Below are 22,052 nucleotides of genomic sequence, written 5' to 3'. Positions count from 1 at the left end.
TGAATGTCAGTATTTTCTTCTGTCACTTTGTTTGAGGGCATGGCGCTGGCTATCGCCCTTCAATTCTTATTGCTTCTCTGGGTTTTAGTGAAACAATCGCAGCAAAAAAAACTAACCGAACAATTTGGTGAAAGAATACAGCAAACTCTCATCACCCAGCTTCACCAGTTACATATCGATTTAAACCAATCTTATCAAACAAGCCAGCAATTTATTAATGAAAAGATAGCTCAAGGACAACTGACCACTCAACAACTTATTAGTGATGCCATACAAAAACAAATGACTGACGTCAGAGAGCAAATGACTCATAGTTTCAAACACCATGCGAATTCCCTTACTTCACACTTGCAGTTACTTACTGAGGAAATTCGTAATCATTTAAACACACTAACTCAGCAAGTTAACCACAAATTGACTGAAGGTTTTGAGAAAACTTCGTCTACTTTTATTGACGTGGTCAAACGATTAACTATCATTGATGAGGCACAAAAGAAAATCACCGAACTCTCCAGTCATGTGGTCAGCCTTCAAGACGTATTGGTGGACAAAAAAGCTCGCGGTGCCTTTGGGGAAGTACAATTATCCACACTCATTAGCAATATGCTTCCCAACGCAAGTTATCAAATGCAATATACCCTCAGTAACCAAAAACGGGCTGATTGTATTTTGTTCTTACCCGAGCCCACTGGAAATATTGTTATAGATGCCAAGTTCCCTCTGGAAACTTATCAACGATTAATCAACAGTGATGCCCTATCAACTGATCGAAAGTCATTACAACAACAATTTCGTCAAGACATTCAAAAACATATCAAGGACATCGCTGAAAAATATATTGTGCCCAATGAAACAACAGATGGCGCTATGATGTTTATTCCTGCAGAATCCATATTTGCTGAAATTCATGCGAACTATCCTGATTTAATTGCCATGTCTCAAAAGCTAAAAGTCTGGCTGGTATCCCCAAGCACATTAATGGCTGTACTGACTACAGCAAGGGCAGTACTTAAAGATGATGCCACTCGCAAACAAGTTCATATCATTCAAAAGCATCTTCAAGCCTTGGCCAATGATTTTCAACGCTTTGAAAAAAGAATGGATAAATTATCCAAACACATAGACTTGGCACACCAGGACGTCAATGAGGTCAATACCTCAGCCAAAAAGATCACTTCCAGATTTCAAAAGATTGAATCCGTCGATATCGAATTGGACGAACCGGAAGTTGCTCAATTGGAATTGGTTGAGTCTGAATCCATCTAAAATAACATCTTTATGGTGCAGAATCCCCGATTTAGCTATATACTAAGCGGTTTTCAGTTTTAATTATAAAATTCCAATGAACACAAAAACGCTACTTTACCAACCCACAAAAAACAAACAAATTTGGGGACAACTCTATGGTAGCAGTCTGGCACTGGCTTTAGCCGAATATTGCCAACATACACCCGGGATCAAATTACTTATTACGCAAGACAATCTATGTGCCAGTCAGTTGCAGGATGAGTTACAATTTTTTCTGAATCCAAACCAAAGTGCCCAGGAATTATTATTTTTCCCCGACTGGGAAACCTTGCCTTACGATCAGTTCTCTCCTCATCAGGATATTATTTCAGAAAGACTCTATACATTAAGCAGAGTTCAACAAATTACCAATGGCGTCATCATTTCTTCAGCCAGCACTTTAATGCATAGGCTTTCTCCACCAGAATTTTTAAATCAATACGCTTTAATGCTTAAAGAAGGACAAAAGCTCGATCTGATTTCTTTCAGGAATCAATTGCAACAAGCTGGATACCATTGTGTTAATAAAGTACTTGAACATGGTGAATACGCTCTCCGCGGCTCCATTATTGACGTGTATCCTATGGGTAGTGGCTTGCCCTTTCGTATTGAGCTATTTGATGATGAAATTGAAAGCCTCAGAGAATTTGATCCGGAAACACAACGCACGATAGAAAAAATCAATCAAATCCATTTGTTACCCGCTCGTGAATTCCCATTAAATGAACAAAGTCAATTACACTTCCGACGAGCTTTCAGAGAGTCTTTTCCTGGAAATCCGAGTAATTGCCCAATATACGAAGCAATTAGTAACAGTCAATTTCCATCTGGCATAGAATATTACCTGCCCTTATTTTTTGATAAAACGGTTACCTTTTTTGATTATCTACCAACCAATGCCAAAATTTGTTTAATTGAAGAAATCCAGGAGAATGCTGAGAAATTCTGGCGAGAATTAAATGAGCGCTATGAACAACGGCGTTATGATGTCAGCCGTCCTATATTACCTCCAGATCATTGCTTTATTAATCCGACCGAGTTATTAACCAAAGCAAACCATTATGAACAAGTACGCCTGTGTCATAAACCTTCAGAAAAAAAAGGCGCCTTAAATTTCAATATCTCCAAAGCTCCGCAACTACCCATTGACAGAAAAAATACTGAACCATTGCATCAATTAAGTGAATACTGTTCTGATCCAACCCGCCGCTATCTTATTGTCGTTGAAAGCGCCGGGCGTCGCGAAGTATTACTGGATCTCCTTAAATCAAGTCATATTATTCCAAAAGTACAAAACTCCTGGTTAGACTTCATTCAGGATGAGTCCTCTATCAACATAACTACTGGCCCATTGATTTATGGCTGTGAATTAACGGACAGACAAATTGTCATCATTGTCGAATCGCAATTATTTGGTGAACAAAGCACCCCCCAACGCCGAAGTACTCAAAAATCAGTTGACCCAGATTTAATCATACGAGATATGGCCGAACTCCGATTAGGCGCTCCGGTGGTACATCTTCAATTTGGCGTGGGACGCTATCAAGGGTTGCAATACATTGACTCCAATGGTACCCCCAGTGAATTCCTGGTCCTTGCTTATGCAGGTGATGACAAAATCTACGTGCCGGTCACTTCTCTGCATATGATAAGCCGCTACACTGGTGTTGATAGTGAGCATGCCCCTTTGCATAAACTGGGTTCTGATCAATGGCAAAAGGAAAAAAAGAAAGCAGCCGAGAAAATTCATGATGTTGCTATTGAATTATTGGATCTCTATGCTAAAAGGGAAGCTCAACCAGGACACCAATATGATTTCAATCAATCCGAATATATAAAATTCGCCAGTGGCTTCCCCTTCACAGAAACCCCAGATCAACTTCAGGCAATTGAACAAATTATTAAGGACATGCAATCGCCAAGACCGATGGATCGCCTAATCTGTGGTGATGTAGGATTTGGTAAAACAGAAGTCGCCATGCGTGCTGCCTTCGTAGCGGTACAAAATGGAAAACAAGTCTGTATCCTTGCTCCAACCACACTGCTTGCAGGACAACATTTTGAGTCATTTCGTGATAGATTTGCAGAGTTTCCGGTTAACATTGAATTATTATCACGCTTTCGCAGTAATAAAGAGTCCGAAGCAGTCCTTGCCGCATTACAATCAGGTAAAGTAGATATTGTGATTGGAACCCATAAATTATTCCAAAACAACATTTCTTTCAAAAATCTGGGATTATTGATTATTGATGAAGAGCATCGATTTGGAGTGAAACAGAAGGAACATATTAAATCGCTACGCACTCATGTTGATATTTTATCCATGACTGCTACCCCAATTCCCAGAACCTTGAACATGGCCATGGCAGGAATCAGAGATATTTCACTTATTGCAACACCACCAGCCAAGCGTTTGGCGATTAAAACATTTTGGCAAGAAAAAAATGATCTCACCATACGAGAAGCCATACTGCGTGAAATATTAAGGGGAGGACAAGTATTTTACCTGCACAATAATGTCCAAACGATAGAGAGAGTTTGCCAGGATCTGGAAGCTTTAGTGCCCGAAGCAAAAATTCAAAGCGCACATGGGCAAATGCGGGAAAGGCAATTAGAGCGCATCATGTCTGATTTTTATCATCACCGATTTAATGTCCTGGTTTGCACAACGATCATTGAAACAGGGATCGATATTCCTACAGCCAATACTATTATTATTGATCGCGCGGATAAATTTGGATTAGCCCAGCTCCATCAATTACGTGGCCGCGTTGGACGCTCTCATCACCAAGCCTACGCTTACTTGTTAACTCCAAATGAAAAACTATTAACGCCAGACGCAGTGAAACGCCTTGAAGCCATTGTGTCTCTAGAAGATTTGGGAGCAGGATTCACCTTGGCAACTCACGACCTGGAAATTCGTGGAGCAGGAGAACTCCTTGGTGAAGAGCAAAGTGGTAATATGCATGCCATAGGATTTAATTTATTTATGGAAATGCTTGACCGCGCCGTTAATGATTTAAAGGCGGGCAAAACTCCGGAATTATCAGCACCCATGCATCAAGGGCCAGAAATTGACTTGAGAATTAGTGCGATCATTCCTGAAGATTACATAGGTGATATACACAATAGACTCATAATGTATAAAAGAATTGCTAATGCAAAAACCCCTCAACAACTTAGAGAACTACAAATAGAACTGATAGACCGGTTTGGTTTACTCCCCCAACCAGTTAAACATCTGTTTTTGATTACTGAATTAAAATTAAAAGCAGAACAGCTCGGCATTCAAAAAATAAGTGCCAGTGCTCAACAAGGTAAATTGGATTTTAGTGAAAAACCATCGATTGACCCAGGAACACTAATCAGCCTCATACAAGTACACGCCAAACGCTATCAAATGGAAGGACCGCAACGTCTGCGTTTTACTTTAGACAGTACGTCATCAGAGGAACGAATATTTGAAATCAGTTCTTTATTAAATAAACTGTCTCCTCACTCCCAAACGATTGACTGAGATTGCTGTAGTGCCTTTTGGATTAAATCAGCATAATCCTTTTCAACTACCCTTCTCTTTACTTTCAATGTAGGAGTTAATTTATCGTTTTCAGTAGTCCAGGCATCTTTTAGCACAAGGATGTGACTGACTTTTTCGTATTTAACCAGCCTGGAATTGACTTGCTTTAATGTTTCCTGCAATGAGTGAGTAATTTCCTCTTTTGGCATAGCCAAACGCACTCCTTCATTCAAGGTGACCAACAAAACGTTACTAGGTAACTCTCTACCCACCAGGCACAGTTGTTCTAACATAGGATTCACTGAAAACAGTTTTTCTATTGGTGAAGGGGCAATGAATTCCCCTGTCTGATTTTTAAAGTTCTCAGAAAGTCTGCCTAATATTTTAACTCTGTCTTCATGATCAACATCAACGACATCACCAGTTCGCAACCAACCCTCTTCTGTAAAAGCATTTTTAGTCGCTTGTTCATTTTTATAATAACCTGTCATTAGGCAAGGGCATTTCATAAGCAACTCATTCTCTTCGCCTACTTTTATCTCAACTTCCAACCTTGGAGTACCTACGTAACCACGTTTTCTCTCATTTAACATCGATAAGGTAGCATAAGCCAAGTTCTCAGATTGACCATATCCTTCCTGAATATAAATTCCCAGTTTTTCAAAAAAATCAATGATGGATATTGGCAGATGAGATGCTCCGCTAAAACAATTAGTACACTCACTTAATCCTAAACTATGAATGATTTTTCTTTTTATCAAACTGGATATAAGAGGAATTTTTAATAACAAATTCAATTTGGCTGGTGGCAATTTTTGTTCGATTTTTTGCTTAAATACCCCCCAAATGCGTGGAACTGCAGTAAAAAAGGTGGGACTGACTTCTCTTAAGTTCTCTGCAAATTTCTCCAGACTTTCAACAAAAGATACCGTTGCATTAATGGTAACACTGCCTAATTGGATTGCAGAGCGTTCATAGACATGAGCCAAGGGAAGATAGGATATTAATTTATAATGTTCCAATTCTCTTATTCTAAGTAAGTCTTTGGGGAAAACTGTCAAATAATTGGCTATGGATTGATTAGTATACATAGCCCCTTTAGGCGCCCCTGAAGTCCCGGATGAATAAATAATGGTGTATAATGCATCTGGCTCTGGTTCCACCAGGTTAATCATAGGTTCACTTTTCAGAACATCAGACCATTCGTAATCGACCTGCAAATCTTTATGGTAATCAAAACCAATTGTGCGATAACTCTTAGGGATAAACTGTCTGACTCGCTGATGATCATCCAGTTTGCCCACAAAAACCAGTTTCACATCCCCGTGCTCTAAAACATAATGCGCACTTTCCTCATTTTGATTGGCAAATAGTGGAACGTTGACCATGCCAGCAATATGAATTCCAAAATCTGTGATAAACCATTCTGCGCAATTCTTGGAAATGATGGAAATGTGGTCGCCTTTTTTTAACCCCAGATGGTGTAAAAAACCAGCTACTTTTCTGGCCTGCAGCATGACTGCCGACCAGGTGTATTCATGCCAAACTCCATTTTTTGGTTGTCTTAAATACACTCGATCTGCCGCATTTCTTTCATTTTTCAACAGTAAGTCAAATAATGAATTGGAATTGGATTCTTTTTGCATGGCTCTTCCTTAAGCTTGTTTAACTACTATTCTAGACCAACTAGTTGTAAAATATTACTTTTTTCTCGCAAAACACAATTTTCACCCTCATAAATCGCCTCTTTTGCTTTATGAAAATCGTAAAGCATGATGTTTCCTAATTGAGGAACCAAAGTCAAATCAGCAGGATCACCTGCCGCTCTTGCCCGTGTTATCCGGTCCTGCATTATTTTGATGCTTCTGGTCAAGACATCATAATATCCAGGCCCATCACTGATTCCCATTATTTTTTTTATCATTTTATCAAACTGACCTGAAAGAACTGAAAAAAAACCCGGGTGTTCTGTTGTGCTTGGAGGTACTCTTAACAAATCATGATTTAAATTGACAGCGATTACAACATCTGCCCCCATAGCTCGACACAACGTAATAGGGACGGGATTAACTAAACCTCCATCGACTAACCAGCAATCCTTATAATGCTGTGGGGTAAATAAACCAGGTAAAGACATGGATGAGCGAATTGCAAGCTCAAGAGAACCTTTACTGAGCCATATCTCACGTCCTGTACTCAAATCAGTAGCAACTGAACTAAAAGTTAACGGGAGCTCCTCAATATTTTTTTCAAGGCCAAAATCCTTGAAAAAAGTCATCAACTTACTGCCAGAGATAACTCCGCCACCTGAAAAACTCACATCAATGAGTTTAGCCATTTCTCTTTTATTAAGCTTTAACACCCATTGTTCAAACAGGTCTAAAGTGTCACAGGCATAAATAGCGCCAACCAATGCGCCTATTGAACATCCTGCGACACAATCAATCCTTACCCCCAATCGCTTGAGCATTTTAATTACGCCGATATGAGCCCAGCCTCGTGCTGATCCACTTCCTAAAGCCAAACCAATTTTAGGGTATTGATCTGTCAAGAATAACTCCTGTAAATAGTTGGTTACGCTCTCATTAAATTAATCCACTTCCTGTTGTTTGGCATGGGAGGTCACTAAATCCAAAAATCAAATGAAGTACAATGCCAAACTGGTATTTTCTTACTTGGTCCCGCCAACCGTCAAAGCATCAATTTTCAAGGTAGGTTGTCCTACGCCAACAGGAACAGACTGTCCTTCTTTGCCACACACACCAATCCCTCTATCCAATGCCAAGTCATTACCAATCATGCTTATTTTTTTCATCACATCAGGACCATTGCCAATCAAAGTGGCACCTTTCACAGGTTTTGTAATCTTGCCATTCTCTATTAAATAAGCCTCACTCGCAGAAAACACAAACTGGCCTGAGGTAATATCAACTTGCCCACCTCCAAAATTCACTGCATACAATCCTTTCTTTACAGTCCGGATAATTTCCTGAGGGTCATACTGCCCTGCCAGCATATAAGTATTGGTCATTCTCGGCATAGGAACATGAGCATAGGATTCACGGCGACAATTACCTGTTGATTGCATTCCCATAAGTTTGGCATTCAACTTGTCCTGCATATAATTCACTAAAATTCCATTATCAATTAAAGTGGTGCATTGTGAAGGCGTCCCTTCATCGTCTATAGTCAGAGAACCACGTCGACTCTCTAAAGTACCATCGTCTACTACTGTAACGCCCGCAGCAGCAACCTGCTGACCCAATCTACCTGAAAAAGCGGATAATCCTTTGCGGTTAAAATCACCCTCTAAACCATGTCCAACGGCTTCATGAAGAAGTACCCCTGGCCATCCTGGGCCCAAAACAACTGGCATAGTTCCGGCAGGAGCAGGTTCCGCTTGCAAATTGGTTAATGCTTCCCGTACAGCTTCACGCGCATAACTCAATGCATTTTCCTTCTCGGTAAAATAGGAATAGGCTACTCGTCCACCACCGCCCGATCGTGCCGATTCTCTTCTACCATGACTGTCTTCAACAATAACACTGACATTAATGCTAACCAATGGCCTTACATCAGCCATCATCTGCCCGTTCATATTGGCAACCATCACTACTTCATAGCAACCAGTTAAGGAAGCATTAACCTGTATCACCCGGGGATCAAGACTACGCGCTTCTTTGTCAATGGCTTCCAATAAAGCGATTTTTTCCTGTTTACTCATTCCTTCCAAAGGATTTAAATTGTCATATCGATTTACAGGAGCCTTTAATACCTTGACGGCAGGTACTGTTTTTGAACCAGAAAGGGCTATGGAACGAGCTGCATCAGCAGCACGAAGCATGGAAGGCAGCAAGATATCATCACAATAGGCAAAGCCGGTTTTATCACCGCTTACAGCCCTTATCCCTACCCCCTTATCCAGAGAAAAATTACCGCTTTTAACCTCTGAATCTTCCAGATACCAGGATTCATAACTACAACTTTGGAAATAAAGATCAGCATCATCGACGTTACGATTAAACATGGTCTTGAATAATTTTTCTATGCCGACTTCATCCAGGGAAGCTGGTGTCAATAAAATATTTTTCGCTATCGCAAGAGATTTTATCATTTATATACCTTTTACATTAAAACATGATGTTCAACACACGGAAATTGTTTTCTCAACTGCAACAATCTCTCTAAATCAATATCTGTGAGAATTACTCCCTGCCCCTCTTCTTTTTGAGCCAACACCTTACCCCATGGTTCCACCACCATACTATGTCCGTAAGTATGACGCCCATTTTCATGAATTCCACCCTGATTGGGAGCTAATACATAACATAAGTTTTCGATTGCTCTTGCTCTGAGTAAAACCTCCCAATGCGCAGCTCCAGTTATCGCAGTAAAAGCAGAGGGAACTGAAAATAATTGTGCGCCTCTTTGCATTAAATATTGGTACAATTCCGGGAAACGTAAGTCATAACAGACAGTTAACCCAACTTTCCCCACTGGGGTATCCACAAGCGCTATATCTGTTCCTGCTTCTATGGTTAACGATTCCTGGTGTTTTTCCTGTTCAGAAACTCTAACATCAAATAAATGGATTTTATCATAGCGGGCAACATTTAAGCCTTCATCATCATAAACTATACAACTTGCTTTTACCTTTGAACCCATACTTTTCAAGGGGATTGTTCCCGCAATTATCCATAACCTTAGATCTCTCGCCAGCTCACTCATTTTTTGTTGTATAGGACCTTGACCATAATGTTCGGCAATGTGCAACTTCTCTCGCTCATTCATCCCCATGAAAGCAAAATTCTCAGGTAGTACAACCAAACTGGCTTCCTGTTCCCTGGCTTGAATTAAATATTGTTCGATGAGTTGTAAATTATCTGCTATTTTGGCTGATGATACCATTTGTATAAGCGCTACTCGATTCATCCTTTTTCCTAAATGACATTCATAATTTTCATCTTACTATATCGTTAGACATAAGCCCAAAACAAAATTGACATGACAGCCCTTTCGCTTTAATAATAAATTGTCTACAGGTCTATATGTAAATTTTATTACATAATTTTCAAGTGATGCGGCTTGAAAAATAGGAAATTTGGCCATAGATATGCTAAACTGATAATAAATAACTGGAGTTCTGAACAATGAACCGAAATGATATCACCATACTTGGTCAACAAAGAGAATCTGTGCTCGCAACCAATAAGGTATTGCGCAACACGTATTTACTGCTAAGTTTAACCTTCATATTTAGCGCATTAACTGCCTATTTTGCCTTTATTAGTGGAGCTCGCCCAATGAATCCACTATTAATGATAGTTGGCGTTTATGGTTTGATGTTTCTAACTCAAGCCCTAAGAAATAGCGTTTGGGGATTGGTAAGTGTCTTTGCTTTTACAGGGTTTTTAGGATACACCATTGGCCCATTACTTAACTATTACATAACAGGCTTTTCAAATGGCCCGCAAATAGTCGCAACTGCTTTAGGTGGCACAGGAATGATCTTTTTTGCTCTATCAGGATATGCTCTTACAACGAAAAAAGATTTTAGCTACCTGGGAGGGTTCCTGTTTGTTGGTGTTATGGTTGCCTTATTGGCGATGATCGCTGGAATATTCATACAAATACCAGCCTTGCAATTGGTGATTTCTGCTGCTTTTGTACTGATTTCATCTGGACTGATTCTGTTACAAACCAGCGCCATTATTCATGAAGGAGAAACCAATTACATCATGGCAACAATTGGTTTGTTTGTTTCCATTTATAATTTATTTGTTAGCCTGCTGAACCTGTTAAGCGCTTTTTCAGGTCGCGACTAATCAATATCGTCTCCTCTACCTGAGTCCCGGCTGTATGCCGGGATTTTTTTATCGATCAATTGTTAAGTGTGAAATGTGACAGAACATTTCAACATGGAGGCGCTGATCAGGTACAAGGCAATTTATCTATAAAGTACTAAAGTAATTAACTGGGACAACCTCTGCCATTCAATTGTAACGGTTCACGGGGTATGTAATTCAGGTATATGCAGTCCTCTGTCTTTTCCGGCGAAGGCGAAAGACAACTCAAATGAATAGGCTTGCAAGCAGAAAAACTCTCATACCGCGTGAGCAGTTACTAATAATTAGAATGTAAAATCCAGAGGTATTATCAATCGATATGAAATTAACTTTGTTTCCAACTTGCCTTGGCTTTAAAAAGTTCTGGCAAATCTTCCGGTTTTTTCTTTACTTCCTGATTCAGAGTAAAAAGCTCGCGTTCCTTTTGATAATAGACTCCCAGAGGCACTGGGTAATCAGGGAACGTCAATCGCGCTAACCGCATGGCACTAATTACATTTTTCTCATCATGCTTATAAAGTGTTTTTTCCTCAATTGAAACTTGAACAAATTGCTCACCATCCAACTGTAGCGCTTTTTCTTTTTGAGCGCCAAACATAAGTGGTTGACCATCCTCTAATATGATGGTGTTTTCAGCCCGGTTACTTTTAACTGCAAAATCATCAAAAGCACCATGATTAAAAATATTGCAATCTTGATATATTTCAACAAAAGAGCATCCCTTATGCTCATAAGCCTTTTTAAGCACTGAAGCCAAATGGACAGGATCTTTATCAACTGCTCTGGCTACAAAACTGGCTCCGGAAGCCAACGCGATCATGATTGGATTAATTGGCTCGCTTGTCACTCCTTTGGGTGATGTTTTAGTCACTTGTCCCTTCTGAGAAGTTGGTGAAAATTGCCCCTTGGTTAATCCATAAACCTGATTATTAAACAGAAGGATATTGACATTGACATTACGCCTTAAAATATGCAGCAAGTGATTGCCGCCTATACTTAGTGCATCCCCATCTCCAGTGATAACCCAGACACATAAATCCTCTCGCATCGCCTTTAAACCAGTTGCTACTGCTGTAGCCCTACCATGGATAGTATGAAATCCATAAGTGTTCATATAATAGGGAAGCCGTCCTGCACAACCTATGCCTGAGACAAAGACATGTTGCTCAGGAGGCAAGCCTAACTCAGGAAGTACTCTTTGCAAAGCAGCCAAAATGGCATAATCACCACAGCCTGGACACCAGCGAACTTCTGTTTCATTGACAAAATCTTCACGTTTATAATTGCTGTTCATAGTTGGCTTCCGCTTTAATGGCACTTACCAAATGATTAACACTAAAAGGTTGACCATTGGATTGGCTAATCGATTGGGCATCGACCAGATAAACTGCCCGGATGAGTTGACATAATTGGCCAGAATTTAATTCAGCAACCAATACCTTGTCATACTTTTTCAGTAAAGAGCCCAAATCATCAGGCAAAGGGTTAAGATGGCGCAGATGCAGATAGGCAAGCGGTAATCCCTGTTCAAGACACTGTTGCACAGCAGACTTTAAACTGCCAAAAGTACTACCCCAACCTATAACAAGCATGGAAGCAGTAGTCTCACCCTCAACAACCAAGGCAGGATAATCTCTTGCAATACCCTTTATTTTCTCAGCACGCGTAGTCACCATTTTTTGATGATTCTCCGCATCATAACTTACTCGTCCTTCATCGCCTTGTTTTTCCAAGCCTCCAATTTGATGAATAAAGCCTGAAGTACCTGGAACATTCCAGCTTCGACTTAAAAATTCATCCCGATGATAAGGTTTGGTAAAACGATTAAACTCAAGTTTTGGCATGTTAAGCGAATCCAAAGCAGGAATTTCCCAGGGTTCCGCCGCATTCGCCAAATAGGCGTCAAGTAAGACAATAACCGGAGTCATGTACTTGATGGCTATCCTGAACGCTTCAATAATTGTATTAAAACAATCAGCAGGAGATTGAGCTGCAATCACTGGTAAAGGAGCCTCACCATGGCGACCGTACAAAGCTTGCTTTAAATCACTCTGGCTGGTTTTTGTAGGCAATCCTGTTGAAGCACCTGCTCTTTGCACATCCACCAACACCAAGGGCAGCTCTGTCACTACAGCCAGGCCAAGACTTTCACATTTTAAATCAAGGCCAGGTCCTGAAGTACAGGTCAGAGCCAAACGACCACCATAAGCAGCACCTATGCAAGAGCAAATGGCGGCAATTTCATCTTCAGCTTGTATTAACTGAACACCATAATCAGATAATCGAGCACATTCATGTAAAATAGCAGAAGCTGGTGTTATAGGATAACCTGACACCAACAAAGGAATTTGAGTTTGAGTAGCCAGGGTTGCCAGAGCTAACCCTACTGCTTCAACTCCAGTGATTTGCCTGTACTCACCTGACTGTCTGTTGACCTCCCCCAGCATATAATCGCGACGGGCGAGCTCCAAAGTCATGGCATAATTGTATCCTGCTAACAAAGCCAATTCATTAGCTTTGGCTATAGCCTGATTTGTTTTGAATTTTTTTGCGATAAAAGTCTGGCAAGTGTCTGTGGACAAGTCAAACAACCATAAAACCAAACCTAAGATATAAAAATTCTTGGTTTTGACAGCCTGTGGCTTTGTAAGGTTAATTGATTCAACTGCCTGTACCGTTTGAGTAATTAATGGGAAAGCCACAATGTGATAATGTTCTCGGCAATTATCCAGGAAGCTCTTATCGATACCTGCTTTTTGCCAATCTCTTTCCTGAAAACTGTCCTCATTAATGATCAATAAACCGCCTTGGTTCAAATGTTGAAGCGAGTTTTTTAATGCGGCAGGATTTAAAGCCACCAAAACATCCAATGACTCTCCAGCAGTAAAAATAGCTCTTTCCGCCATCGCCAACTGAAACCCCGAGACGCCGGCTACAGTTCCAGCAGGAGCTCGTATTTCCGCTGGGAAATCAGGCATAGTCCGCACATCACGTCCTGTCAGAGCCGCACTAATGGTTAACTGTTCCCCTACCAATTGTACTCCGTCACCAGAATCGCCAGTGATACGGATAACAATGACATCAGTTGTTGACATAAAGTCTCGCTTCCTGCATTAATTGGCGCATGTGTCTTACTGCCTCTTTTAATCCACAAAATAAAGCTCTGGCAATAATGGCATGTCCTATGTTAAGTTCATTTAACTCTTTAATTGCTGCAATTGGTTTAACATTATGATAGTGCAACCCATGACCGGCATTCACTACCAAATTCAAACTGGCGGCAAATTCAGCCGCCTCTTTAATTCGTTGTAATTCATAATGCCGTTTTTCCTCTGAAGTGGCATCAGCATAACAGCCTGTGTGCAATTCGATAACCGGTGCACCAACATCAACGGCTGCTTTTATTTGCTCTTTATCCGGGTCAATAAATAAAGAAACCTCACTTCCTATTAATTGTAAGCGACGCACTGCCCTTTCCACCACTTTCCGGTGAGTCAAAATATCCAATCCACCTTCTGTAGTTAATTCTTCCCGTTTTTCGGGCACTAAACAAGCATGCTCAGGAGAAATTTCCTCAGCAAAATCCAGCATGGCTTCTGTAACCGCCAACTCAAGATTCATACGTGTTTGCAGAACCTGTTTAATCAATCGGACATCACGTGCCTGAATATGCCGTAAGTCCTCGCGCATATGCAAAGTGATTCCATCTGCCCCTGCTTCTTCAGCATCCATTGCTGCCTGCACGGGATCAGGGTAACGAGTTCCGCGTGCTTGCCGTAGGGTTGCTATATGATCAATATTAACACCTAACAATAACTCTTTATTCATTTTGCACCAAAAAATATAAAATGAAGAGTATAATGCAGTTCTTAACAAACTGCCATTCACGTTACCTTGTTTCAATCCGTTTAAACGTTACCACGTAAAGCATTTAACCATACTTTCTATACTTTACTTTTTCACTACCACTTTAAAGAAATTATGATATTGAAGTCAAACTGATATCTGAATAATAGGCGCAGATCACATTTCCCTAAATCATCATAAGGTGAATATAAATCTTGATAACTTTCTCTGATTTAAGTAAAATATTAAACAATTTTAATTATAATTGAACATGGTGTAGGATGTTAACATTATCGGAGTTAGAAAAAGGCTATGATAAAAATCATAATCAACTCACACTATCCTTTTTAAATCTTACAGATAATGACATCCCTCTGCTATGCGAATTTCTTCAGAATCATCCTGCCATAACCAGTCTTGACCTATCGCATAATGATATTACAGCCAGCGGTGTAAAGCTTTTTGTTAATAAAACATCGGTTTCATTCCTTAACATTAGTCATAATAATATTGGCCAGGAAGGTGCTCAATCGTTATCAGAAGATAGTCACATTACTACTTTAGATGTGAGTTTTAACAACATTGGTGACGATGGAATTAAGGCTTTAGCTACCAACGCAAAACTGATAACCCTCTATGCACTTTATAATAAGATTACCAAAGTAGGGGCAGGCTATCTTGCTCAATCCAATCTTAAAAAAATCGATCTCTGCTTCAATAGTCTGGAAGATGAGGGGGCGATAGCATTAGCAGCCAGCATAAACCTGAAAGAACTGATTGCAAGTGCTTGCGATATCTCTGATGTTGGAGCTATTGAATTAGCCCAAAAAAATCAACTTACTTTACTTATTCTGGGAAAAAACGCGATAAGCGATAAAGCAACACCTCATTTTGCTAACAATACTTCTCTAAGTGTTCTTCATCTCGGCGGTAACCAAATTACAGCAAAAGGTAAAAAAATACTTGAAACCAATGCCAGGATAACGGACCTCGATTTAATCGGTAATCCGATTGAAGTGCAAGAAACAGATGAACTAAATCATTCTAAGAAATTCGCAAGTCCCCATAGTGTATTTAAGTTTTTGCAAAAATTTACTTTTCTCAGTTGTATGTCAAATTGTCAAGAGACACCAGAAAGCGATAAAGACTTAAATAAAGCACCGAATTAATCATGAAAGCATGATTATCATGATGAATATTAAGTAAAAACAACAACCCAAAAGGTTAATTTTTAATCAACCCTATAAGAAGGGTGCTATATTTAATTTAAAGAAATCATGGTTAAGAAATAACCGCCACAACAAGCTCAAATCAGTTATTGGAGTAATTTATGGCTATTGCCCCCCAACAGATACAAGAGAGACTGAAGCAAGAACAATATCAAAAATTTGTTGTTGCTGACATTGGGAATTTTCCACACTGCCTTGCTCGGACTCCTGAAGGCATAGCTAGCGGACAAAGATACCAAAAATACAGTACAAACCCCTTATCCAGAACACCACCTTTTAGTCAATGGGGAGTTCCACAACTCTTAACTCCTAAATCAGCTCAGGAATATATTAAATTTGCTCAGCAAAGAAATAAAAAATCAAGTTTTAAAATTGATGGTGAGGCAGTTCGTGTCTCCGAATGCAGCAATTTTGCTTACCATGCTGCAGGAGTATTGTTAGATGATCCGCAAATAAGAGCTCAGTATGATGTTGCTGTTATAGGAAGTATGTACAGTAATGGACGGTATCTACATAACATTACCTTGCTCGTTCCTAAAGGAAGCAGACTCCCTCAACCTCCACAACAATTAACCGCTGAGACGTTTCCAATGGGAACATTAATCGTTGATCCTTGGGCCGTTGGCATGGGACATCCTCCTGAACAAGCCTTGGCAGTTCCCAAAGAGCAATTTGCTTATAATCGCAGCCTTTTTCCCGCCACAGTGAATTATCAGTCAGCTCTTGACGAGAGTCTTACTTCCACTCGAACAGGCCAGCTAACCCCCTATACTGGTACACCTGCGCGAACTGACAGGCAAGAAGTACGCGCAGAGAACCAACGTCCTAATACACGAAGACCTGTTTCTGCGACAATCCCCAGAAATTTTGCTGCTTATCATGAATTATGGCGAAATGCTTTTCAAGAGATTATGAATAACCCTCGCCATCAGCTCCACAGAGATGATATGGAATACAAAAAAATTCATGCTATTAGAGCTGTCCTAGATGATTATACTAAAGGGGGAAACACCTGGTGGGCCAAATTCAAACGAATTTTCACCTTTCATTGGAATAGACACCATGTCAAAGTGGTTGATGACATTGTTAAGGAAATTGATGCAGGTAATTACACTACTTCAAACACTTTGGTTGATAGATTAGATAATCTTGCCGCTTCATTGGGTAATAAGCTTAATCCTAAGGGTACTTTGAAAGCACAGATTGGATTTATTAAAATCCAGGAACAAAATCCTGAGGCAGAAATCGAGAATCTATCCCGTCCCAACATCACATAATAGAGTTCGAATAAAGTCTAAACTGATTTGATGCAAAGAAATATTTAAGGCTCATACCGCTATCTCAGCTTGGTCCGTACAAGGCCCGGGCCTTGATTTCTCGTCCCCCCAAAAGATGATCTATTGCCTGACGCATAATGAATTTTGCTGATTTTAGATAGGCTGCTTCACTTAAATTATCTGCTGCAATAGCAAGCAAATGTTCACCCAGTATTTTTTTATCGCCACCTAAAATAAATCCCTCTCCAGCTACAAATTGGTAACGAGAACCGGGGACAATTAACTCTCCCGTTCGCGCTTCATGAAGAAATGAAAAGGTGTATCCACAAGCCTTAAGCAAAGACCATTCAAAGCGACGCAGCAAAGCTTCTATTACCTCTCTTTCTCTAGCCAGGGCTATACCATTTAAGGTGAACAAATAAGCATCAAATAAATCCGGATCAGGAAAATCCGGACTCAGCGTATAATAGAGCAACTCATTGATGTACAGGCCTGAAAAAAGAGAATGTCCCTCAAGATCCAATCTGGAAGAAGTACTTTCAATGTTTCGTGCGTAATATTGATCATACCGCTCTTCAATACTAATCCATAGAGGAATAAAAGCCTGAAGTAACGACTGTTTCTTCGGAGTTCGCCCGCCCTTGCAAAGGCAACTAATTAATCCCAGTTCTTTAGTAAAAAGCTTTAGTCTGGCACTGGTATCTCCAGACCATTGCTTATGAATCACCCAGGCATTCAGCGATTTAGTGGTCATATCCCAATTGCTTCAGTATTCTCTCATCATCAGACCAGCCTGACTTTACTTTACACCAGCATTGTAAAAAAACCTTTTTATCTAACATTTTTTCCATGTCCAAGCGGGCATTGGTTGCCATTTCTTTTAATTTTTGACCCTTATCCCCAATGATCATGCGCTTGTGATTATCCTTATCTACTAAAATTAAGGCATGAATACGAATTAAATTGCCCTCATCCTTAAATGATTCTATATCTACTGTTACAGAATAAGGCAATTCTTGTCCACAAAAACGGAAAATTTTTTCACGAAGCAATTCGGCACATAAAAATTTCGTAGATCGGTCAGTGAATTGATCGTCCGGAAACAAATGAGGTCCTTCTGGCAAATAAGTCTTTAATTTGCCTTCCAATTCATCCACCTGCAAACCAGTTTTCGCCGATAAAGGAATAATAGCTGCAAATTGATATCGCTGGCTTATTTGCTCTATCCAGGGCAAAAGTTGTGCTTTATCAGTTATCTTGTCCACCTTGTTAACTACCAGAATGCATGGAACTTTAGCTTGTTGGATTAAATTCAATACATACTCATCTTCATCTTTCCAATGCGTTCCATCAACCAGAAATGCAATCACATCCACATCACGTAATACACTAATCGCTGTTTTATTCATCATGCGATTAATTGCTTTCGTATTACTCTGATGAATACCTGGGGTATCTACATAAACAAACTGAAATTCACCCGCTGTACGAATTCCTAAAATACTATGGCGCGTGGTTTGTGGTTTTCTGGAGGTAATACTTAATTTTTGCTGCAAAATACGATTCAATAAGGTTGATTTGCCAACATTTGGCCTGCCAACTAAAGCAATATAGCCACAATAACTACTCATTAATCTTGATTCCTGTTTATTTTTAAAACATTCTAACAGCCATATCATAAAACTTCCAGAGATACCAAATTTTTCATTAAATAGACTTGCTATTTCTGTTCCAATTCGAGTACCCTGTGCATTAATGGCATTAAATTAAACGATTTTGTTTTATTTTAGCTTAAGTGGACTTTACTTTTTTTCAGCCACCAACTTAAGCGATAAAAAATCACTAAAAATTAATGACAGTGTCCTTTTACCCTATTTTAAACCAAATAAATCTTTATGCCTGATTTTGAAATTACTGATGGCCAAACTCAAGTTATTATTCCACTAAGAGTTACTCCGCACACACACAAAGCGATGCCAACTATCACCGGAAGTATTTTCAGCCACGAAGCTGGAACAGTATTTTATGGTAATTATAATATGGAATACCTCCTTCCTGGAGGAGACAGACTGCGCTTGATAGCCAACCACAACAAGAAAACAGTTCAACTGATGCTTTTCACCCATAACCCCGAACTGTTAAAAACTCTTCCGGGAGAAAGGCTATCCTCACTAGTTGCCGATGTCATAAATCAAGTTAACCGCTATAAAATTCAAGCTCAAAGCTATAAAAAACCTCTAAGTCCGGAGCAGCAAGAAAAAATTAACCTGGCTAATGCTTGCATACGTTCCCTAAGCCATCTCTTGAAAAAAGAAAGACAATTAAAACCTCATGATCATGCTGGACAAGAGGAATTAAGAAGAAAAGTCATTTCCATAATTGAACACTGCCAGAATGAAAATCGAATGATCGCCAATAATCCTGTTGTTTCAGAAGGAAGTTTTGGTTATATGCTGTATGATGCGCACAAAACAGCACAGCATTATCGATTTAATCGGGTCTTTTCTGTTTCTCGCCAGGATCAAATGGACTTTACCAAAGTGACCAAGACGCAGCTTGGAAAACCGGTTACTCCTTGTTTTGTTTGGGATAGTGAAATCCATATCGGGCACAGTAGTAAAGATCTTGACGATGCGCTTAGGGTAATCTGCCAGCAATACCAACTCTGCCCTGCACCAGCGTTAAACGATATCCCGGCCAATCGTTTTGCAAAACTGGAACGATTCATTAGTAAACTCTGGCATGACGGTCACGATTGGATTAATTATCTGGCAATCACAATAAAACCTGGTCATAAAACTGAAATACAAAAACGCTCTGATGGAGTATCCATTACCAAAATAACGCCTTACTACAAACTCAAAGGACTTCCTCAACGAGGTTATAACAATCTGGCTGCAATGGTAAACCATTTAGTAGATAAGGCCGATCAACAGGCTGAAGTAAGCAGTATAAAAGAAGCGAAAAGATTACTAAGCCACTTACCTAATGGTAACTGGGTTATTGTGCCCACAAAAAATACTGTCCTGTTAAGACTCGAAAATAAACTGGTTCATCTCAAATATTTTATTCATGATCAACTCTTTTATCCTTTACCAGATGGAGAGGATTTATACATTTTAAGTCAAATTAGCAAAAGACATCTTTACCTGCCTGAAAGAGTCAGCCTACGGTTCAAGGCTTTTATTTCCCGTATACCTGATTTTTTTAAAGGTTTTTACAAAAGTATGAGTCAATTCATTGTACATGACCTGCATGAAGAGTTTTTTAATCATGTGCATGCCACTCATGCTCCGAAGCAACATCTTTCAAAAATGGATCAACATCCAAAATCCAAGAAAATTAAACGTACCTCTCTGCATGAAGCCCTACAAAATCAAGGTCTCCTCGCGAATGGCCAAACCTTGGAAGAATTCATTAGTGATCAGATCAACAACAGCCCCTATGTCATTGCAAGAGCGAATCATCCCCCTACCTTGCATACTTATGAAAATCCCTTACACAGAGCTTTGGATGTAGTACGTCATTTAGCAGGATTTTTTATAGACACTAGCGAACGCAACCCTATGATTGGAACTCTTGCTATGGCAGCTTATGTCTATGGCGCAGGCGCAGTACTTGCGCCCAATGTTCTCACTGACATTTTAAAAAAGCTGCACTTAAGCGGCTTGATTTATGGAATTGAGCCTGTTCAAAAATTAGCTCGCTTAATGAATCATGGGAAAACTTCAGAAGCTATTTCTGCCTCCGCAACCCTCTGGCAAGGTATGGTGGTTAGTGGTAATTTGGATAAGTTTTTTGTCGATGCGGTCTCTGTCCTGAAAGAGGATCCGGCAGAAATTGCTATCATTGTTTCTTTAGCGCTTAGCCTTGGTTATGGTTTAACAAAGGCGATTCCTTCACTACAACATGAAATGGGCGACTTCCCCTATACCAACTACGCGGCTCTTGGCGGTAAAGGAGGAGCGGCTATTTATGACACCATTATGCATCCGGGTGATGACTGGTTCCTTGGGACTTGCAAGTGGTTTTGCAAGAATATTATCAATATTGGAAAATTATTGGTTGCACCTTTTTTTGAAGGTTTTTACTATGGTTTTTTTGATGGATTTATTAACGGCTGGAAAAAAAGTGGCAAATTGATAAAACAACTGGGTAAACAAACATTGGCCGCAGGTGTTGATCTTATTTTAGCTATTTTAACTATCCCTTTACTTGAGGCCAGTTCGCTTTTAATTCACGTCCCTTTTAGAGGAATTACCAATTTTTTCCGCAAATCACTGTCGGTATTAGGTAATTTCAGTGCTATTGGAAAATTACTCATCGATATAGCAGAACGTCCCTCCACAAATAACTTCATATCTGAATTTACACTTTCCCCTCTTTATGGATTTACTTCACCATTTGGCAATTTCTCTAATAATCCAATCACAAACTTAGGCATTAACAGCATAAGGTTGATTTTTTTACCCCCACTTCAGTTGATTAAAAATATTTTGATTCTCCCTCTAATAGATACTCTTTCACTAACAATCAGAATAAGTTTATCTGTTATCAATCCAATTTCCCGACTAACTGCTTATTCTACCGGCACTATCCTTTATCACTTTGGACAGATTTGGGATCACTCAGCAGGAATTTTGTTCTCAGCAAGCGCTTATGGACTGACTACCTTATGTAACCACATAGATATCAAAGCAGGTGAATTAAAACAATATTTGCTTTCCTTAATAGAAATAAATCGAGGAAAAATATATCAATGGGCATTCCATGATGAGGATATACTGGCACACAAAACAGTGCATGATAATCAATACTATTTCAATGATCCCAGACGTTGCGAATTAATTCCCCATTCAGACAGTCACTGCCTGCTACGTAATTTATTACTGGACGAAAGTCATTCCCTCAATAAAGCCAGAGACAATCAAGAATCCCAACAACCGAATTTTCCAGGCCTGTTTCATGACGTCACACAAGCATCGGACACAATACCTCAAAAACATACACTGACTATCTAAGTACTTTCATTACTTATCACATTAATGCC

Annotated in this window: 15 protein-coding genes; 6 read left to right on the top strand and 9 right to left on the bottom strand. The window is 39.7% G+C overall.

The window, feature by feature from the left end; genetic code table 11:
* Window positions 1–3: 3 nt before the first annotated feature.
* The gene (locus EL201_RS05010) at window positions 4–1,266 is read left to right on the top strand and encodes a DNA recombination protein RmuC (protein WP_027221292.1); all 1,263 of its coding nucleotides are present in this window, start codon (window positions 4–6) and stop codon (window positions 1,264–1,266) included.
* A gap of 76 nt (window positions 1,267–1,342) precedes the next feature.
* Complete coding sequence (gene mfd / locus EL201_RS05005) at window positions 1,343–4,804, top strand: transcription-repair coupling factor (RefSeq protein WP_027221291.1); 3,462 nt, start codon at window positions 1,343–1,345, stop codon at window positions 4,802–4,804.
* On the opposite strand, the gene EL201_RS05000 is transcribed toward mfd, so the two are convergent.
* From EL201_RS05000 to EL201_RS04985, 4 genes are all read right to left on the bottom strand, one after another.
* Entirely contained in the window at window positions 4,783–6,450 is a 1,668-nt protein-coding gene (locus EL201_RS05000; RefSeq protein WP_027221290.1) for an AMP-binding protein, read from the bottom strand. The two genes, mfd and EL201_RS05000, sit on opposite strands and share 22 nt — an antisense overlap.
* Before the next feature lie 26 nt (window positions 6,451–6,476).
* Complete coding sequence (rssA, locus tag EL201_RS04995; RefSeq protein WP_027221289.1) at window positions 6,477–7,355, bottom strand: patatin-like phospholipase RssA; 879 nt, start codon at window positions 7,353–7,355, stop codon at window positions 6,477–6,479.
* A gap of 120 nt (window positions 7,356–7,475) precedes the next feature.
* Window positions 7,476–8,918, bottom strand: coding sequence for a metalloprotease TldD (gene tldD / locus EL201_RS04990; protein WP_027221288.1), 1,443 nt, complete (start codon window positions 8,916–8,918; stop codon window positions 7,476–7,478).
* An 11-nt stretch (window positions 8,919–8,929) separates the two neighbouring features.
* On the bottom strand, window positions 8,930–9,736 hold the full coding sequence (locus tag EL201_RS04985) for a carbon-nitrogen hydrolase family protein (protein WP_027221287.1): 807 nt from the start codon (window positions 9,734–9,736) through the stop codon (window positions 8,930–8,932).
* Between the two features lie 218 nt (window positions 9,737–9,954).
* Here EL201_RS04985 and EL201_RS04980 point away from each other — a divergent pair, with 218 nt between their 5' ends.
* Complete coding sequence (locus EL201_RS04980) at window positions 9,955–10,629, top strand: Bax inhibitor-1/YccA family protein (protein ID WP_027221286.1); 675 nt, start codon at window positions 9,955–9,957, stop codon at window positions 10,627–10,629.
* Window positions 10,630–10,975: 346 nt separating this feature from the next.
* Here EL201_RS04980 and EL201_RS04975 read toward each other — a convergent pair whose 3' ends face one another.
* Genes EL201_RS04975 through pdxJ form a run of 3 tightly spaced genes read right to left on the bottom strand, consistent with a single transcriptional unit; the run spans window position 10,976 to window position 14,478 of the window.
* Entirely contained in the window at window positions 10,976–11,944 is a 969-nt protein-coding gene (locus tag EL201_RS04975; protein WP_027221285.1) for a 2-oxoacid:ferredoxin oxidoreductase subunit beta, read from the bottom strand.
* Window positions 11,928–13,745 carry a 2-oxoacid:acceptor oxidoreductase subunit alpha gene (locus EL201_RS04970; protein ID WP_027221284.1) on the bottom strand — a complete coding sequence of 606 codons (1,818 nt, stop codon included), beginning with the start codon at window positions 13,743–13,745 and terminating at the stop codon, window positions 11,928–11,930. Before EL201_RS04970 ends, EL201_RS04975 begins: the two co-directional genes overlap by 17 nt.
* Window positions 13,732–14,478, bottom strand: a complete 747-nt coding sequence (gene pdxJ / locus EL201_RS04965; RefSeq protein ID WP_027221283.1) for a pyridoxine 5'-phosphate synthase — start codon at window positions 14,476–14,478, stop codon at window positions 13,732–13,734. Before pdxJ ends, EL201_RS04970 begins: the two co-directional genes overlap by 14 nt.
* A 299-nt stretch (window positions 14,479–14,777) precedes the next feature.
* Between pdxJ and EL201_RS04960 the strand changes: the two genes are divergently transcribed.
* On the top strand, window positions 14,778–15,665 hold the full coding sequence (locus EL201_RS04960; RefSeq protein WP_027221282.1) for a leucine-rich repeat domain-containing protein: 888 nt from the start codon (window positions 14,778–14,780) through the stop codon (window positions 15,663–15,665).
* A gap of 161 nt (window positions 15,666–15,826) precedes the next feature.
* Window positions 15,827–17,002 carry a DUF5617 domain-containing protein gene (locus EL201_RS04955; protein ID WP_027221281.1) on the top strand — a complete coding sequence of 392 codons (1,176 nt, stop codon included), beginning with the start codon at window positions 15,827–15,829 and terminating at the stop codon, window positions 17,000–17,002.
* A 64-nt stretch (window positions 17,003–17,066) separates the two neighbouring features.
* Here EL201_RS04955 and recO read toward each other — a convergent pair whose 3' ends face one another.
* The gene (gene recO / locus EL201_RS04950; protein ID WP_027221280.1) at window positions 17,067–17,756 is read right to left on the bottom strand and encodes a DNA repair protein RecO; all 690 of its coding nucleotides are present in this window, start codon (window positions 17,754–17,756) and stop codon (window positions 17,067–17,069) included.
* Complete coding sequence (gene era / locus EL201_RS04945) at window positions 17,746–18,681, bottom strand: GTPase Era (protein WP_027221279.1); 936 nt, start codon at window positions 18,679–18,681, stop codon at window positions 17,746–17,748. The genes recO and era overlap by 11 nt, the downstream gene beginning before the upstream one ends.
* A gap of 216 nt (window positions 18,682–18,897) precedes the next feature.
* Here era and EL201_RS04940 point away from each other — a divergent pair, with 216 nt between their 5' ends.
* Window positions 18,898–22,023, top strand: coding sequence for a hypothetical protein (locus EL201_RS04940; protein ID WP_027221278.1), 3,126 nt, complete (start codon window positions 18,898–18,900; stop codon window positions 22,021–22,023).
* Window positions 22,024–22,052: the final 29 nt, after the last annotated feature.

This window comes from Legionella pneumophila subsp. pascullei, assembly GCF_900637585.1.
GTDB classification, from domain to species: domain Bacteria; phylum Pseudomonadota; class Gammaproteobacteria; order Legionellales; family Legionellaceae; genus Legionella; species Legionella pascullei.
The sequence above is the reverse complement of the archived record's forward strand: the minus strand, read 5'-3'. Positions and strand labels throughout refer to the sequence as shown.